Raw genomic sequence first — 16,706 nt, 5'->3', positions numbered from 1 at the left:
AGGTTTGACTGAAAAGGTAGTAAATATTTTCATTTTCTGCTAAAATAGGTGTGTTGTAAGAAATATAGACCAATGGATTCCAAGGAGGCAACAAGAATGAGTCGTTTAGTAAGTATGACAGATATGTTAAACAAAGCGTTAGAAGGAAAGTATGCCGTAGGACAATTCAACATCAACAACCTTGAGTGGACGCAAGCTGTATTGCAAGCCGCACAAGAAGAAAAATCTCCAGTTATTTTGGGTGTTTCTGAAGGCGCAGCAAAATACATGGGCGGACATTTAGTTGTTGCAGCTATGACTAATGCTTTACTAGAAACTATGGACATCACTGTTCCTGTAGCATTGCATCTTGACCACGGTACAAGCTTTGAAAGCTGCAAATCCGCTATCGATGCTGGTTACTCGTCTGTAATGATCGACAAATCACATTACCCTATCGATGAAAACATTGCTCAAACTAAATTAGTAGTTGAGTACGCACATTCTAAAGGCGCTTCTGTAGAAGCTGAAATCGGAACTGTCGGCGGAACTGAAGATGGAATCACTGGCGGAATCCAATACGCTGATCCAGCTGAATGCTTACGTTTGACTACTGAAACAGACATCGATGCATTGGCTGCTGCATTAGGTTCTGTACACGGACCTTACTCTGGCGAACCTGTACTTGGTTTCGACGAAATGAAAGAAATTTCTGAATTGACTCACAAACCATTAGTATTGCACGGTGGTTCAGGAATTCCAGAACACCAAGTCAAAAAAGCTATCGAGTTCGGACATTCAAAAATCAACGTGAACACTGAATGCCAACAAGTCTTTACAGCTGCTGTAAGAGAAAAATTAGCTACAGACGCTAACGTTTACGATCCTCGTAAAGTTATCGGACCTGGTAAAGAAGCAATCGTTGCTGTCGTTAAAGAAAGAATGCAAGTTTTCGGTTCAAGCAACAAAGCTTAATTTAATCAAACGATCTTCGAGGAGGTCTGGGGCCTATGTTCCGGATCTCCTTTTTTGTTCTTATTTTTTCCCGAACGTTCTTGCATCGGCGCCTCATTTTCCATATATTTCTGAGTTTGTGTTAACATTACATCATAAGGTAGGGCAGTTGTCTTCAGTTGAAGCGTGATAGACACCTTTTTTACGCTGTTCGACCGTATCAAATTGAGAAATATAGCGGAAAGCAGACGATTGCATAAAAAAACTAGTAATGGACCCTGTATTTTTGTTAGAATTGTAAATGATCAACCAACAATCGAATAAAACTAAAAATAATGGTATTTCGGTATCGTTGCGCCGTTTTTCCCGTTACGGGCAATTCGTGCGAGCGATTCCATTTATTTCCGGACGATTTGTCGTTCGGCAACTACACATGAAGTGAGGCTTTTTTATGAAAAAATTAGTTATAGAGGGGAATAAACCGTTGAATGGTGAAATCACCATCAGCGGAGCGAAAAACAGTACGGTTGCGCTGATCCCGGCTGCCATTTTGGCGGACTCCCCAGTCATCTTGGAAGGCATCCCCAACATTCAGGATGTGCACTCCCTTATTGATATCCTTGAGGACTTCAACGTCGAAGTGTCTTTTGATGAGGATGAGGGCATCATCACGATCGATCCGACCAACATGATTTCCATTCCGATGCCTACCGGAAAAATCAAAAGCTTGCGTGCTTCGTATTATTTCATGGGAGCCATCCTTTCAAAATTTGGTGAAGGCGTCATCGGTATGCCTGGAGGCTGTTTCTTGGGCCCAAGACCGATCGATCAGCATATCAAAGGTTTCGAGGCGTTGGGCGCGACGGTGCGCAATGAAATGGGCGCCATCTATCTGACTACGCCGGAAGAAGGTTTGAAAGGCGATCGCATCTATCTTGATGTGGTTTCGATCGGAGCGACGATCAACATCATCTTGGCTGCGGTCAAAGCTAAAGGCAAAACAATCATCGAGAATGTGGCCAAAGAGCCGGAAATCATTGATGTCTGTATCTTATTGAACAACATGGGCGCGAAAATCCGCGGAGCCGGGACGGACATCATCCGGATCGAAGGCGTGGAAAGCTTACATGGCTGCAGACACACCGTAATACCTGACCGCATCGAAGCAGGGACATATCTGGCCGCTGCCGCAGCGATGGGGGAGCGTGTGTTGGTGAAAAATGTGATCGTCGAGCATATCGAAAGCCTAATCGCAAAAATGGAAGAAATGGGCGTAGAGATGGAAATCGGTGAGGACAGCATCCTGGTCAAAAAATCCGATAACCTGAAGATGGTCCACATCAAGACGTTGCCTTACCCTGGTTTTGCGACAGACTTGCAGCAACCACTGACTCCGCTCTTGTTGAAAGCGAGCGGTGAGGGCACCATCGTCGACACAATCTATCCGAAGCGCGTCAACCATATCCCGGAGCTCCGCAGGATGGGTGCGAAGGCCAAGGTTGAAAGTGACATGATCTTCATGCAAGGTCCCAACAAATTGACAGGTGCGGAAGTTACAGCCAGCGATCTGCGTGCTGGAGCGTGTCTGGTCATCGCCGGATTGATGGCGGAAGGCACAACCACAATTTCTGGAATCGAGAACATCCTGCGCGGGTATGATCATATCGTCGAAAAACTGACCGCTTTGGGCGCAGACATCAAAATGATTGAAGACGAAGAATAAACTTCTTCGCGCAACATGATAATAAGGAGCACCTTCAAAGCAGCAAACGACTTTGGAGGTGTTTTGAATATTTTGTATATTGCCTTTGCCAGAAACAAGCATCATAAGAATGATAAGAGAGGAAGGTGGAGCTGTTTGGAAGATATGCTTACCTTGCACGAGTTGGAAAGTAAGACGCTGAAAGAAATATACACTTATGCCAGAGAACTGAAGATCCCCTACTACAGCCAAATGAACAAAAAAGAGTTGTCCTTGGCGGTCATCCGTGCCCAAGAGGAGAAACAGGGATTCTTCATGACCGAGGGCATTTTAGATATCGTTGCTCAGGAAGGATTCGGTTTTTTAAGGCCAATCAACTATTCGCCGAGCCAAGAAGACATTTACATATCGACGTCGCAAATCAGACGCTTCGATCTCCGCAATGGGGACAAAGTAGCCGGAAAGGCCAGACCTCCGAAAGCGTCCGAACGTTATTACGGCCTGATGCAAGTCAGCACGGTGAACGGAAAACGGCCTGATCAAGCCAAAGAGCGCTCGCACTTCCCAGGATTGACGCCCATTTACCCAAACCATCAGATGAAGTTGGAAAACACACGGACAAACGTAACCGCTAGGATGGTCGATTTGTTCTCGCCCATCGGCTTCGGTCAACGTGGGATGATCGTTGCGCCTCCTAAAGCAGGGAAAACGACTTTGCTGAAAGAAATCGCGAACGGCATCACCACCAATCATCCCGATGTCGAATTGATCATGCTGCTCATCGATGAGCGTCCGGAAGAAGTGACGGATATCGAGCGCAGTGTCAAGGGCGATGTCGTCTCCTCGACTTTCGACCAGCAACCGGCAAATCATGTCCGGGTGGCGGAACTCGTCCTGGAAAGAGCCATGCGCCTTGTCGAAGACAAACGTGATGTGGTCATCTTGATGGATAGCCTGACGCGTTTGGCGCGTGCCTATAACTTGGTTATTCCGCCAAGCGGCCGTACGTTAAGCGGAGGGATCGATCCGGCAGCCTTTTATCGCCCGAAACGTTTCTTTGGTGCAGCCCGGAATATCGAGGATGGCGGCAGTCTGACGATCATCGCAACCGCGCTTGTCGACACCGGCAGCCGGATGGATGAAGTCATCTATGAAGAATTCAAAGGAACAGGGAACATGGAGCTTGTGCTTTCCCGTGAATTGGCGGAACGACGCATTTTCCCAGCCATCGATATCAAAAAATCGGGCACCCGCAGAGAAGACCTCCTGCTGGATGCGAAAACGATGGAGAGTATCTACAAAGTCCGCCGTGGTATGCGCGGAGATGCTTTGGAATACACCGAGAGCTTCCTGAAACAGATGAACACGACCGAAAACAATGAAGCTTTGCTGACCCGGATTGCATTGATGAAATAGAAAACGTGCCGGAAGGCGTGTGAGCAAATCATGAGCATTTTTTGCAGCTTACCGGTATAGTGGGACTATCAAAACGCAAAACTGGAGGTTTTCAAATGCTTTTCAATAAAGGAAATTACGAAGAAGACACAAAAGAATTCATAAAAATCACGGCTGAAGAGTTTGAAGAAAAATTGGCTGCCGGCGAAAAAGCGGTCGTTTATCTCGGGAAAGCCGTTTGCCCGTATTGCCGGAAATTTGTCCCTAAATTAGACAAAGTCCGCAAAGAAAAGAACCTGACGATCCATTATCTGGACAGCCTGAACACGCCGACAGACCCGGCGATCCAAAGTCTGCGCGACAGAATGGGCGTCCGTACGGTGCCTGCTCTTGTGAGGATCGATGGTCCGGGCCAATTCACGAACCTGAATGCCGACAGCAGCCTTTCCGAAGAAGAGATTGCAGCCATTCTCGACAAATAAAGCAAACACGTTTTCCTCACTGCTGCTTGGATGGGGAAAACGTGTTTTTTAAATTTGTCGTTGCATTCTTGCTGTTTGCGTGGTATCCTTTTAACGTTAAAAAGGATTACCCTGCGGTAGGCCTTTTATTACAAAAAGACAACTCTGGCTTAGTAAATAATCCAGGGCAAAAAGGAGCGAAAGAGACATGAAACAAGAAATCCATCCAAATTACCAAACAGTTGTGTTCATGGATACAACTACAGGATTCAAATTTTTATCAGGTTCAACAAAAGGTTCAAGCGAAAAAGTTGAATGGGAAGATGGCAACACTTACCCAATGATCCGTGTAGAAATTTCTTCAGATTCACACCCATTCTATACAGGACGTCAAAAATTCACGCAAGCCGATGGCCGTGTGGACCGCTTCAACAAAAAATATGGTTTCAAAAACAACGAAGAAGAAGCATAATCTTCGTGAGGGCTTTCCCGGTTTCGGGAGGGCTCTTTTTTTGTTTCTACCGGTATTTTCTGGGTACGTGCGTCAGCTCCGGGGAGGGCCCGCTCCCCGGAGTACGCCGGTAATTTGATGGGCGCAGCTCCGATGAGCACGGCCCCGTCGGAGGTAAAGGAGAAAATGTGGGACGAACTCCTGCGAAGCCTGTGTTCGCCGGAGAAGCGGTATATTTCCGGTGAACCGGCTGTCGTCGAGGCTTGGATTTTGCGGGTGGTCTATTGGTTTGCTATGATAGCTTTAAGAAGGAACGAGAGGAGAAGCGAAGATGGCATACGAACCTAAAACCAAGCCTACTGAAGTGTCTGTGCAGGAGTTCATCGAGGAAATCCAGCAGCCGCAAAAGAAAGAGGATGCTTACGCGCTGTTGTCGTTGTTTGCGGAAGTGACCGGAGAGGAAGCCAAAATGTGGGGGCCGAGCATCATCGGATTCGGGAAATATCATTACCGGTACGCGAGCGGCCATGAAGGCGATGCTCCGTTGGCTGCTTTTTCGCCCCGCAAAACGGCGCTGACGTTTTATTTTATGCTGCCGGATGGAAAACGGGAAGAACTGCTTGCGAAGCTCGGCAAACACAAAATCGGAAAGGGTTGCGTGTACGTCAATAAGCTTTCCGATATCGATACAGCTGTGCTGGAGGAGATGATCCGGGAAGACATCGCTCATGCGCACCAACTTTATGGGGAACAAGTCGCTGGAAAACCGCTCCCGTCTTCGACTTCCCTCACTAAGCGGCTGGGATTCGAAAAATTCCAAAAGCGTGCCGTTCTGAGGAAAGAGCGTGCCATGTCTGACGATTTTGCGGACTTGGATTCCTATGATACGGATTTGGATTCCGGGAAATACGATCTGATTTTTTCCTATGTCTTGACGCTGGAGGAACTGAATGAACGCGTCTGGGATACGATCAAAGCGGAGCGCCTGAATCCGGAAGGTTATCTTTACATCGCTTATCCAAAAATCGGGAACAAGACCTATGAAACATCGGTGCATCGCGATGCCATCTTTCCGAGTCTGGGCGTGGAAGACGGCAACGGCTATGTCGGCGACAGCACTCTGAAATTTGCGCGGATGGTCAAGTTGGATGACACATTCACGCTCGTCGGTCTGAAAAATGATGTCAAAGGAAAAGGAAAACCAACGAAAGCGAACAGCAGCAATGTGGCCGACTATGAAAAATTCATCCCGGATGTGAAGGGATATCTGGAGGCAGAGCATCCGGATGCCGCGAAGCTGTATGCGGAACTGACGCCGGGCTACCAGCGGGATTGGGCCCGCTACATCTACAGCGCCAAACAAGCCGCTACGCAAGCAAAACGCAGAACGGAGATGCTCGACATCCTCGGCAAAGGCCACAAGACGAAGAACCTGTACCAACAGTGGCTGAAGGAACAAGGGTAACGACAAAAGCAGAGGAGTGCCGCGTTGCGGCACTCCTCTGCTTTTAGCTGTTGTTATGAGGTTCCTGTCTCCGATGAATGACCGCTTCACCGGAGGTACACCGCTCCTCCGGTGAACAGAGGCTTCGCCGGAGTTCCGACTGATTTTTCGGGTCCTGCTCCGACGAGCCCTTCCCTGTCGGAAGTGACGGCATTTTCGCGGCACCTCCTCCGGCGAGCGATTCCTCATCGGAGCTGGCGCCGATTCTGCGAGCCCTTCTTCGGCGAGCGAAACGAGTGCGCACTGTCCGCGTACACTCGCACGCATTCACTCATCCACGAGTTCTTTTTCCAGCGTTCTGGCCAGCACTTGGATCGCAGGATCCGGATCAGCCAGAAAGTTCTCCAGCACATCCGTTACTGTATCCGGCAGTTCATTCCTGAAGTAGAGGATCTGCGTTTCCAGCGCTTCGCAGGCGATTTTTCGGCATTCCGCATCGGGATGGACGGAAAAATGAGCGATCCATTGGAGGTACCATTGTTTGTCAGGGTCATCCTCGAAGTGTAAAAACAGCCCCGGCAAACCCATGGAGTCGGCCAATAAAAAAGCGTGCGCACCTTCCGTGTGCGTGAGCCGGATTTCCTCTGGAACGGTCAGCGGTCCCGGTGTCAGGATGCGCAGGAATTGAGCGAAGTCCGCAGCGACAGTCTGCCAATTGTCCGTTTCAATATCGATGTGCCTGATACTCGGTTCGCCGGAGGGGGACAGTTTTGAATAATCGAAGGCGAAGAGCTGGTTGCCGTTGCTGCTGAAAATCACAAAATAATCCGGCAGCCCCGCCGTATAGGCAATGTCTTGTTGGGCATACAGGCTGTTCTTGGGATCGTCGTGAAGCCCGAGGATTGAATGGACAGCTGCATAATCGATGCCGTCGGAGGTCGGTTCTGTGGTCGGGATGCGGGAGCACAGCAGATAGCCGCCGTTCTGTTCCGCCAGCAGGTCAAGATAGGCCCTAGGCAGTTCGGCTGCGGTGATGTCTTTGTACAGTGGGTCGGTTTTGAATAGGATAGGCAGATTTATTTTGGTTTGTTGCGGGATGAAATACATACGGACACCTCATCTGATTTTCTTTCCTTCATGATATCACATACGCCAGCACTTTTCGGTGAGGAGATGGTTAGTCTATTTTTTTACAAAACGAAAATACTCTTCTATAATGAAAGGTGTAGACGGAAATTTGTCTAGGTCAGCCGTTAAGTCGGCAAGAGAGAAAAGGAGCTGTGAGCAAAATGGATTGGTTAATAGGAATCATTGTAGTGGCAGCGATCATCGGGGCAGTATGGATCTCGTTGTATAACAGTCTTGTGAAAAATAAATTGTGGGTAACCGAAGCATGGAGCCAGATCGATGTCCAGTTGAAACGCAGGAACGATCTGATCCCGAACATCGTTGAGACAGTCAAAGGCTATGCGAAACATGAGCAGGAAACTTTGACGAAGGTCATCAATTTGCGGAACATGATTTCGGATATGGGAACCGAGGATCCGGCCAAAAAGATGGAACTGTCCAATCAACTGTCGAGCCAATTGCGGACCGTTTTTGCTTTGGCTGAGGCGTATCCCGATCTGAAGGCGAACCAAAACTTCTTGGCATTACAGGAAGAATTGTCCGCAACGGAAAATAAGATTGCTTATGCGCGCCAATTGTACAATTCGAGCGTTACGCAATACAACATCAAATTAGGGACATTCCCGAGCAATATTGTGGCAAATGTCCATGGTTTCCGTCCGGAAGTCGTTTTGGCAACTCCGGAAGAAGAAAAAAATGTACCGAAAGTATCGTTCTGAGAAAATATGATTTTGATGGAAAGTTGGTGAGTACCTTTGCTCCATCAACAAATTGAGCAGAATAAACGGCGCACCGTGCTGATCGTATTCCTGTTTTTTCTCCTGTTTGCGGCATTGGGGGCTGCCATCGGCTATTTGAATTGGGATAACGCCTTGTCCGGTGTTGCGCTTGCTTTGATCATCGGATTGGCTTACGTCGTCATTATGGTGGCACAATCCACACAAGTGGTCATGAGCCTGAACAATGCCAAGGAAATAACGGATAAGGCGCAATACCCGATGCTCTGGAATATCGTCGAGGAAATGACGATCGTGACACGGTTGCCTTTTCCGAGAATCTTCATCATCGAGGATGAAAGCCCAAATGCGTTTGCGGCAGGAAATTCGCCGGAAAAGGCATCCGTCGCCGTGACGACGGGATTGCTTAAGAAACTGAACCGGGAAGAACTGACGGGTGTCTTGGCGCATGAATTTGCGCATATCCGAAACTATGACATCCGCTTATCCACTGTCGCTTTGGCGATCGCGGGGTTGATTGCGTTTTTGGCCCAGTTCAGCACCCGGATGATGTTTTGGGGTGGCGGCGGCCGCCGACGCAGAAGCGATAACAGCGGAGGGGCGGGTATCATATTGCTGATCCTTTCCTTGCTGATCCTGGTTCTTTCACCCTTTGTGGCCACCATCATCCGCTTGGCACTCTCCCGCAACCGGGAGTATCTGGCTGATGCGAGTGCAATTGAGTTCACACGCAACCCGGAAGGACTGAAATCCGCTTTAAGCAAAATAGCGACAAGCGATCCGATGGAAGCAGCAAATGCTGCCAGCGCATCGCTCTATATTGTGAATCCTTTCAAACGGATGAAGGAGGGCGAAACAGAAAGCGATGGCTTGTTTTCGACCCACCCTTCAACGGCAAACCGAATCAAACGATTAGAAGCTATGTAAATAGCTTCTTTTTTTCGGACGTTTTATCTAAATTACACAAATAAAGTTCGGTTTTTGGAGTGTAAACCCTTTCAATTTGTTGCTGTGAAAAAAAATAGGAGAAAAAGGCAAATTATCTTTGTAAAAGATACGGATTTGTAATAATATTAACATGGTACTGATACCTTAATCGGTTTTGCACGTAGTAGAATGATAATAAGGGATATTTCGGAAAGGGGGGGATCATTCATGAGCGAAGATATGTTATATGTTCACTATGAAACAGTCAGCAATTATGTTTTGAGCAAAGGGATAGCGGTGAAGGATTACACAAAGTTAGCCCGGAAGCTTCCGGAAAACTTATTGCTGGTGGACGGAAGAAAAAGCATCGGAACATATGATAATCATACCGGTTTTCAGGTTATCAAAGGCCAAGAAAACGTAAAAGCGTTCTTCCAAAAAGGGACGGACAATCAAACCGCTATGGGAAAATGGATTGATTTTGTGAATGTGGATATGTTGCATCTCCTCACCCCAATCGAAATATCCGAGATCCTGTATATCGCCCATGCGCATACGCACTTGCACTCACCGTTCTATTACAAATTACAAAACAACTACATATACCTCACGTTGCCGAATGGCTTCATAAAAATGTATTACCGCTACCTGGAGCAATTCCATGAGTTGTTCGCCGAAGCCATCACCGTCAAGTTGAGGGAAAAAGTGAATGAGAAGAAGCGTTTTTATCAGAAAGACAAAGAAATTGCGCCATTCCCTATCGAACGCGTGAAAGAATTCATTCCGATCTTCAAAGAAGGAGCCGTTATCTCCTTCAGGCAGATGAGCATCGAAGAAAATTCATACTGCATCCCATTGTTCATCGCGGAAGACCGTTACGCCAGCATTGGCGGCCGTTTCAACGAAAAGGATTCGGTGGGCACCATCTGTTATGACATGGAACGCAATGAATGGAAAATAGACATAGACTTCGAATGAAAGCCTAAGCCGGAACTTAGGCTTTTTCTGTATCCATTGAGCCGGAATCAGCCGTTTGGTCCGAGAAACAGGGATGCAAAGCCACTTTTCACAAAAATCATTTTAGGCAAAAAATAAATGTGGTACAATATGTCTTGATTAAAGTAGTTATCAAAAAATTCGGAGGATTTCTCGATGAAAATTTATTTGATTTACGGCGGAAAGAGCGCTGAGCACGATATTTCGATCCTGACAGCACATTCGATCATAAAGGCGATCTATTTCAACTATTATGAAGTTGTGCCCGTCTATATCACCAAGGCAGGCGCATGGATTCAAGGGCAATCCCTTTCTGAACCCGTTGCATTCTCTGAAAACCTATATTTAGAGCCGGGTTCCGAGAAACGCTTCGCCGATTCGCAGGATGGCAAATCCTATGGCGAACTTATTTCACCAGCAGACATCCAGTCTGAGGATGCTGTCATTTTCCCCGTATTGCATGGCCCCAACGGAGAAGATGGAACGGTGCAAGGGCTGTTTGAAGTCCTGAATATGCCGTATGTCGGCTGCGGTGTCCTTGCCAGCGCCAGCGGAATGGACAAAATCGTCAGCAAGCATCTTTTCCAACAAGCAGGTTTGCCGCAAGTGCCTTACGTTGCCGTTACCCGTAACGACTGGAAAAATGATCGCGAGAAAATCTTCATCCAATGCGAAGGCAGCTTGATTTATCCGATGTACATAAAGCCAGCCAATATGGGCTCAAGCGTCGGCATCTCCAAAGCTACGAATCTTGAAGAGTTGACCGCAGCTATCGAAACGGCTTTCCGCTATGACCGTCGTGTGGTCGTTGAACAAGGCATCGAAGCTCGTGAAATCGAAATCGCGGTATTGGGAAATGACGATGTCCATACCTCCGTACCCGGTGAAATCGTTAAAACCAAAGATTTCTATGACTACGAAGAGAAGTACGGCAATGAAGAAGTGCTGCTGCAGATTCCTGCTGAATTACCGGAAGAAATCACCGCCAAATTGCAGAATTATGCAACAATCGCTTTCCAAGCGCTTGACGGCAGCGGTTTGAGCCGTTGCGACTTCTTTGTGACCAAAAACAATGAAATCTACATCAATGAAGTCAATACTTTGCCTGGCTTCACTTCCCGCAGCATGTATCCGTTGCTTTGGGAACACACGGGATTGAAGTACAGTGATCTTGTGGAAGAGTTGATCCAGTTGGCTTTGAAACGCCATGAAGAAAAACTATCCTATCAATTTGTAGAATAAACAAAGAAAGGCCGTGATTTTCCTGATCGTCAGCAGCACCAAAAGCATGGAATGCTTGCTGCGAACCCAGGGGAAGAACGGCCTTTTTAATACAGTGCAGAAGAATTTCTGAGAAATGACCGGAAATGAGGAACCGAATATGAAACCATTACGCATCATCGATGTTGTGAAAGCTGTAGGAGCAATCGACTATACGTCGGCCAACCGCTTCGCTGAAATAAATGCTGTCGTCTTCGACTCCCGTAAAGCAACGCCCGACAGTTTGTTTGTGCCTTTGCAAGGGGAAACGGACGGCCATGATTATGTCCAATCGGCAATCAAAAACGGAGCAGCAGCAACTTTATGGAGCCGTGCAGCGGGAGAAGCGCCTGAAGATATTGCCGTCATTCTGGTGGACGACACGCTGGAAGCTTTGCAAAAACTGGCGGAAGCCTACCTGAATATGATCCAACCAAAAGTGGTCGCGATCACCGGCAGTAACGGGAAAACGACCACCAAGGACATGACGGCTGCCGTCCTGTCCGCGCGTTTCCGTGTCCATAAAACGGAAGGCAATTACAATAATGAAATCGGCATGCCGATGACCATTCTGGAGATGCCGGAAGATACGGAAGTGCTGGTGCTTGAAATGGGCATGAGTAACTTCGGCGAAATCAGCTTGTTGAGCCGATTGGCAAAACCGGATGTCGCCATCATCACGTTGATAGGGGACAGCCATCTGGAATTCCTCGGGAGCCGCCGAGGCATCGCCAAAGCCAAGTTGGAAATTTTGGAGGGGCTGAAGCCGGAAGGGACGTTCATTTATCCTGGTGATGAGCCCTTGATTACGGAAGAGCTGCCTCAGGAAAGCAACTTCCGTCAGCTGACTTTCGGGACGGACGAAACGGATGCGGTCTATGCCTATTCCATCGTTCCTGGCAAAACCAGAACAACTTTCCATGTGAACTTGGATCCGAATGTCGATCTAGAAATTCCTGTATTGGGTGTGTACAATGTCCGGAATGCTTTGGCCGCATTAGCCGCTGCCCAGGTGTTGGGCATGACGATCGCTGAAGTGAAAGAAGCATTGGCGACCTTTCAGCTGACCGCCAACCGCACGCAGTGGTTGGATGGGGTAAATGGCTCACAACTGTTGAATGATGCGTACAATGCCAGTCCGACTTCGATGACGGCCGTGCTGCGGTCATTCGCGCATCTGCCGCGTGAGGGCAAGAAAATTGCGGTGCTCGGGGATATCCGGGAATTGGGCGAACGTTCTGCTGAAATGCACGCTGCCTTGGCGGCTGAAATTTCTCCTGCGGAGTTTGATCAAGTCTATCTGTACGGCACGGAAATGGCCGCTCTTTATGAAAACTTAAAGACTGCCTTTCCGGAAGGGAAACTTTATCATTATGTTGGGGAGAAGGCGCCATTGATCGATAAGCTGAAGGCAGAGCTTCAACAAGCCGATCAAGTGCTGATCAAATCCAGTTTCGGCACTGATTTATTGGCGGTTGTGGCAGCTTTGCGTGTATAATAGGAAATGTAAGGGAATTTGGATGGGTCGTGTCGTCGCAGAAGCAAGGAGATCCCTTTTTCAGCCAATTTGGAGCGCATGTGTCAATTGTCGGTAAATTGTAGAATCACTTGTCATTTTCATTGGAAATATCCTTACAACAAGGTTTTTTTGTAAGAAATTTCATTATTTTAAGAGAAAATGATTTGTAAAACTCTGCGGAACGTGTTATTATTGCTGATGGTAAGAATAGAGAAATAAGAGGGTTTTTTCTGCGAAGTGCAGAATGTTTGATTTATCAAGCTTTCTATTCAAGGGATTAAGTAAAAAAGGTTTATCTTTTATTTATAAGATTATGAACCGTATTTAGATACGGGTAAAAGAAAAGACTCTCTAAATTTTAGTTTCTCAAAATTAGGAGGAAACATGAAATTTTCAGAATTAGGTTTAGATGCAGTATTATTACAGTCAATTGAGACAATGGGCTTCGAGGAAGCAACACCCATCCAAACGGAAACTATTCCTTTGGCACTCAAAGGATTAGACGTTATCGGCCAAGCACAAACAGGTACTGGTAAAACAGCTGCTTTTGGATTGCCGATGTTGCAAAAAATCAACACAGAAAACAAAGCCATCCAAGGGATTGTTATCGCGCCAACGCGTGAATTAGCGATTCAAACACAAGAAGAACTTTATCGCTTAGGCAAAGACAAACATGTATCAGTACAAGTTGTTTATGGTGGAGCAGATATCAGCCGTCAAATTCGCGCTTTAAAAAACAAACCGCAAATTATTGTTGGGACACCAGGCCGTTTATTGGATCATATCAAACGCAAAACAATTCGTTTGGATCATATTGAAACGCTAGTTTTGGATGAAGCAGATGAAATGTTGAACATGGGCTTCTTGGAAGACATCGAAAGCATCCTTAGTGAAACACCGTCTGAGCGTCAAACATTGTTGTTCTCAGCAACGATGCCTGACCAGATCAAAAAAATCGGTGTTAAATTCATGCATGCTCCAGAACACGTAAAAATTAAAGCATCTCACGCTTCAGCTAACTTAATTGATCAATATTTCGTCAAATGTAAAGATTTTGAAAAATTCGATACAATGACTCGTTTGTTCGATGTTCAAAATCCGGAATTGGCTATTGTATTCGGCCGTACAAAACGTCGTGTTGATGAATTGTCTAAAGGATTGGAACTACGCGGTTACCGTGCAGAAGGAATCCATGGCGATTTGACACAACAAAAACGTATGAGTGTTTTGAATGCATTCAAAACAGGCGATTTGGATTTCTTAGTAGCGACTGACGTTGCTGCGCGTGGATTGGATGTTACAGGTGTTACACACGTGTATAACTACGATATCCCGCAAGATCCAGAAAGCTATGTTCACCGTATCGGCCGTACTGGTCGTGCCGGTAAAGAAGGTATGTCAGTGACTTTCGTTACACCAAACGAAATGGATTACTTGCGTACAATCGAAAACTTAACCAAAAAACCGATCACTCCATTACAACCACCAAGTGATGAAGAAGCTTTCCGTGGCCAAGTAAAATCAGCTATGGATGAAGTGGAATCATTGGTGAAAGAAACAGAAACAGACAAATATCAACGTGCAGCTGTTCGTTTGCTTGAAGAGCACACTGCTGAAGATTTGGTAGCAGCATTCTTGAAGAGTCTTTCTAAAGATGCTACTGATGTTCCTGTTAAGATCACACCAGAACGCCCATTGCCTTCAAGAAAAGGTAAAGGCGGCGGTGGTTACAAAGGTAAGAGCACAGGCGGCGGCTACAAAGGTAACCGTAGTTCATCAGAAAGACGCGGCAGCGGCAGTGGCGAACGCAGCGGGGAACGCAGTGGCAACAAAAATCGCTCAAGCGACAGCAAACCACGCTCCGGCGGCAAACGCTATGATGACAAACGTGGCGGCGGCAGCGCCGGCGCACCTAAAAAAAGCAGCCATAGCTTCACTATCCGCAGCAACAACGACTAATTCGTGATCAAAAACCTCTTCCCCTGGCGTAGGCCAATTGGGGAAGAGGTTTTTCTTATGCTGGAAATTTTTTTTGTTTTTGGTAAAATGAGAACAATGCATGCAGAATAGGCGGTGATTGGAATGATTTATGGAATAGGATTGGACGTAACTGAGCTGGACCGCATCACGAAAGCCTATGATCGGCGTTCGGGTTTTGCGGAACGGGTTCTGACCGAAGCGGAACTGAAGTTGTTCTTGGCTCTGAGCGGATCACGCCAAATGGAATTTCTGGCCGGACGCTATGCCGCGAAGGAAGCTTTCTCGAAGGCTTACGGCACAGGCATCGGCAAGCTGTCTTTCCAAGATATCGAAATTTTGCCCGGAGAGAACCGGAAGCCTGAAATAACCAAATCTCCGTTTGATGGGACAGGATTCGTTTCCATCACCCATTCGGGGAATATCATTGCCGCGCAAGTGGTATTAGAAAAGTAAAGGGGTTTTAACCATGGTAGTAGGAAAGCACCGTCCCACAATAGAAACTGTCGATTTGGAAGCTATTTCGTGGAACATCCAACAAATCAGGAAGGGCTTGTCGCCCGGAAAGAAATTTTTCGCGGTAGTCAAAGCGGATGCCTATGGACTGGGGGCCGTCCCGGTCGCGAAAAAGGCGAAGGAAGCGGGCGTGGACGGATTCTGTGTCGCGCTGTTGGATGAGGCGATGGAGCTGCGGGAAAATGGGCTGTCCGATGACTTCATCATGGTTGTGGGCCCAACGGAAGCAGAAGACGCTGCGCTCATAGCGGATAACGGAATCAGCGTGGCTGTCACTGCAGCGGAATGGCTGGAAGCGGCTTTGCCGTATTTGCAGAAACGTAAAACGGAGCTGCCGGTCCGCGTGCATTTGGCCATCGACACCGGGATGGGCCGCATCGGTCTGCGCACGGTCGAGGAGGTCAAAGCCTTCGAAGCGCGCCTTGCTGAACTGGATGGCTTTGTTTTCGAAGGCATCTTTACGCACTTCGCAACTGCCGACGGTGAAGATCCAACATTGGTGGAGCGCCAGCTGGCTTTGTTTGAAGAAATTTTGCAGGCAATGGCGCAACGCCCGCCGATTGTACATCTGGCGAATTCCGCGATTTCGCTTTGGCATGAAGCGTTCCGGACGGATGCGGTCCGCGTCGGAATCGCAATGTACGGCTACAACCCTTCCGACACCGTGTTGGAGCTTCCTTATGAATTGAAACCATCTGTACAGTTGGATACCCAGATCAGTTATGTCAAACAGATGCATGAAGGCGACACGATTGCATACGGCGCCCGCTACCGTTCTTTTGAGGGAGAATGGATCGCTACACTTCCGATCGGCTATGCCGACGGGTGGAGACGGGATCTTCGCCATCAGACGGTCATCGTTGATGGCCAACGCTGCCCAATCCGCGGAGTCATCTGCATGGATCAATGCATGATCAGTCTGCCGAAAGAATATCCGGTCGGGACGAAAGTGACGCTCTTGGGGGAAAACGGGGGACTCGTCAACAATCCCTCCGAAATGGCGGTAACGATCGATACAATCGGCTATGAACTCTTGACGGGAATCAACGCGCGCGTTCCGCGCGTCTACAAATAGAAAACAGAAAAATCAGTTAAGCTGTCGGTGCCTGTCAGGGGTAGGCAGCTTTTTTTGGTAATGAAAATCAGATGAAAATGCGCCGTTAGTCGTTTTCAAAAGCGAACATGTGTGGTAAACTGTTTTAGCTCTCGGATGATTGCGTGGTTCGTCTACCATCCCACGAAAAAAAACTAGGAGGTTTT

15 protein-coding genes and 1 riboswitch are annotated in these 16,706 nt (G+C 47.5%); of the genes, 14 read left to right on the top strand and 1 reads right to left on the bottom strand.

The features are described 5' to 3' along the window. Window positions 1-96 precede the first annotated feature (96 nt). From fba to C7R73_RS07700, 6 genes are all read left to right on the top strand, one after another. Window positions 97-954, top strand: coding sequence for a class II fructose-1,6-bisphosphate aldolase (gene fba / locus C7R73_RS07730; RefSeq protein ID WP_106449947.1), 858 nt, complete (start codon window positions 97-99; stop codon window positions 952-954). A 430-nt stretch (window positions 955-1,384) separates the two neighbouring features. Beyond that, window positions 1,385-2,656, top strand: coding sequence for a UDP-N-acetylglucosamine 1-carboxyvinyltransferase (locus C7R73_RS07725; RefSeq protein ID WP_106449946.1), 1,272 nt, complete (start codon window positions 1,385-1,387; stop codon window positions 2,654-2,656). A 135-nt stretch (window positions 2,657-2,791) separates the two neighbouring features. Beyond that, window positions 2,792-4,051 (top strand): transcription termination factor Rho, encoded by a 1,260-nt coding sequence (gene rho, locus C7R73_RS07720; protein ID WP_106449945.1) that lies wholly within the window; start codon window positions 2,792-2,794, stop codon window positions 4,049-4,051. A 95-nt stretch (window positions 4,052-4,146) separates the two neighbouring features. Next, the gene (locus C7R73_RS07715; RefSeq protein WP_106449944.1) at window positions 4,147-4,512 is read left to right on the top strand and encodes a DUF6568 family protein; all 366 of its coding nucleotides are present in this window, start codon (window positions 4,147-4,149) and stop codon (window positions 4,510-4,512) included. Between the two features lie 187 nt (window positions 4,513-4,699). Continuing rightward, on the top strand, window positions 4,700-4,963 hold the full coding sequence (locus tag C7R73_RS07710; RefSeq protein ID WP_086987004.1) for a type B 50S ribosomal protein L31: 264 nt from the start codon (window positions 4,700-4,702) through the stop codon (window positions 4,961-4,963). Between the two features lie 310 nt (window positions 4,964-5,273). Next, window positions 5,274-6,407, top strand: a complete 1,134-nt coding sequence (locus tag C7R73_RS07700) for a YdeI/OmpD-associated family protein (protein ID WP_106449942.1) — start codon at window positions 5,274-5,276, stop codon at window positions 6,405-6,407. Between the two features lie 306 nt (window positions 6,408-6,713). On the opposite strand, the gene C7R73_RS07695 is transcribed toward C7R73_RS07700, so the two are convergent. After that, window positions 6,714-7,493: an SMI1/KNR4 family protein gene (locus C7R73_RS07695; RefSeq protein ID WP_106449941.1), complete on the bottom strand. Its 780-nt coding sequence runs from the start codon at window positions 7,491-7,493 to the stop codon at window positions 6,714-6,716. Window positions 7,494-7,675: 182 nt separating this feature from the next. Between C7R73_RS07695 and C7R73_RS07690 the strand changes: the two genes are divergently transcribed. The 8 genes from C7R73_RS07690 to alr all read left to right on the top strand — a co-directional run bounded on the left by C7R73_RS07690 (window position 7,676) and on the right by alr (window position 16,521). Further along, the gene (locus tag C7R73_RS07690) at window positions 7,676-8,233 is read left to right on the top strand and encodes a LemA family protein (RefSeq protein WP_106449940.1); all 558 of its coding nucleotides are present in this window, start codon (window positions 7,676-7,678) and stop codon (window positions 8,231-8,233) included. A gap of 36 nt (window positions 8,234-8,269) precedes the next feature. Continuing rightward, window positions 8,270-9,178 carry a zinc metalloprotease HtpX gene (gene htpX, locus C7R73_RS07685; protein WP_106449939.1) on the top strand — a complete coding sequence of 303 codons (909 nt, stop codon included), beginning with the start codon at window positions 8,270-8,272 and terminating at the stop codon, window positions 9,176-9,178. Between the two features lie 228 nt (window positions 9,179-9,406). Continuing rightward, window positions 9,407-10,156, top strand: a complete 750-nt coding sequence (locus tag C7R73_RS07680) for a hypothetical protein (RefSeq protein ID WP_106449938.1) — start codon at window positions 9,407-9,409, stop codon at window positions 10,154-10,156. A gap of 174 nt (window positions 10,157-10,330) precedes the next feature. Continuing rightward, the gene (locus C7R73_RS07675; protein WP_106449937.1) at window positions 10,331-11,416 is read left to right on the top strand and encodes a D-alanine--D-alanine ligase; all 1,086 of its coding nucleotides are present in this window, start codon (window positions 10,331-10,333) and stop codon (window positions 11,414-11,416) included. A gap of 139 nt (window positions 11,417-11,555) precedes the next feature. Next, window positions 11,556-12,932 carry a UDP-N-acetylmuramoyl-tripeptide--D-alanyl-D-alanine ligase gene (locus tag C7R73_RS07670; RefSeq protein ID WP_106449978.1) on the top strand — a complete coding sequence of 459 codons (1,377 nt, stop codon included), beginning with the start codon at window positions 11,556-11,558 and terminating at the stop codon, window positions 12,930-12,932. Between the two features lie 405 nt (window positions 12,933-13,337). Beyond that, window positions 13,338-14,912: a degradosome RNA helicase CshA gene (gene cshA, locus C7R73_RS07665; protein ID WP_106449936.1), complete on the top strand. Its 1,575-nt coding sequence runs from the start codon at window positions 13,338-13,340 to the stop codon at window positions 14,910-14,912. Between the two features lie 123 nt (window positions 14,913-15,035). Then, window positions 15,036-15,386, top strand: a complete 351-nt coding sequence (gene acpS, locus C7R73_RS07660) for a holo-ACP synthase (RefSeq protein ID WP_106449935.1) — start codon at window positions 15,036-15,038, stop codon at window positions 15,384-15,386. Between the two features lie 13 nt (window positions 15,387-15,399). Further along, window positions 15,400-16,521: an alanine racemase gene (alr, locus tag C7R73_RS07655; RefSeq protein ID WP_106449934.1), complete on the top strand. Its 1,122-nt coding sequence runs from the start codon at window positions 15,400-15,402 to the stop codon at window positions 16,519-16,521. A gap of 137 nt (window positions 16,522-16,658) precedes the next feature. Then, window positions 16,659-16,704, top strand: a riboswitch (PreQ1 riboswitch). Window positions 16,705-16,706: the final 2 nt, after the last annotated feature.

Source organism: Trichococcus alkaliphilus, from assembly GCF_003008695.1.
Classification (GTDB): domain Bacteria; phylum Bacillota; class Bacilli; order Lactobacillales; family Aerococcaceae; genus Trichococcus; species Trichococcus alkaliphilus.
The sequence above is the reverse complement of the archived record's forward strand: the minus strand, read 5'-3'. Positions and strand labels throughout refer to the sequence as shown.

Coding starts and splice junctions, on each gene's coding strand:
- fba (WP_106449947.1), top strand. CDS start 97: ATGAGTCGTTTAGTAAGTATGACAGATATGTTAAACAAAGCGTTAGAA.
- C7R73_RS07725 (WP_106449946.1), top strand. CDS start 1,385: ATGAAAAAATTAGTTATAGAGGGGAATAAACCGTTGAATGGTGAAATC.
- C7R73_RS07715 (WP_106449944.1), top strand. CDS start 4,147: ATGCTTTTCAATAAAGGAAATTACGAAGAAGACACAAAAGAATTCATA.
- C7R73_RS07710 (WP_086987004.1), top strand. CDS start 4,700: ATGAAACAAGAAATCCATCCAAATTACCAAACAGTTGTGTTCATGGAT.
- C7R73_RS07700 (WP_106449942.1), top strand. CDS start 5,274: ATGGCATACGAACCTAAAACCAAGCCTACTGAAGTGTCTGTGCAGGAG.
- C7R73_RS07695 (WP_106449941.1), bottom strand. CDS start 7,493: ATGTATTTCATCCCGCAACAAACCAAAATAAATCTGCCTATCCTATTC.
- C7R73_RS07690 (WP_106449940.1), top strand. CDS start 7,676: ATGGATTGGTTAATAGGAATCATTGTAGTGGCAGCGATCATCGGGGCA.
- C7R73_RS07680 (WP_106449938.1), top strand. CDS start 9,407: ATGAGCGAAGATATGTTATATGTTCACTATGAAACAGTCAGCAATTAT.
- C7R73_RS07675 (WP_106449937.1), top strand. CDS start 10,331: ATGAAAATTTATTTGATTTACGGCGGAAAGAGCGCTGAGCACGATATT.
- C7R73_RS07670 (WP_106449978.1), top strand. CDS start 11,556: ATGAAACCATTACGCATCATCGATGTTGTGAAAGCTGTAGGAGCAATC.
- cshA (WP_106449936.1), top strand. CDS start 13,338: ATGAAATTTTCAGAATTAGGTTTAGATGCAGTATTATTACAGTCAATT.
- acpS (WP_106449935.1), top strand. CDS start 15,036: ATGATTTATGGAATAGGATTGGACGTAACTGAGCTGGACCGCATCACG.
- alr (WP_106449934.1), top strand. CDS start 15,400: ATGGTAGTAGGAAAGCACCGTCCCACAATAGAAACTGTCGATTTGGAA.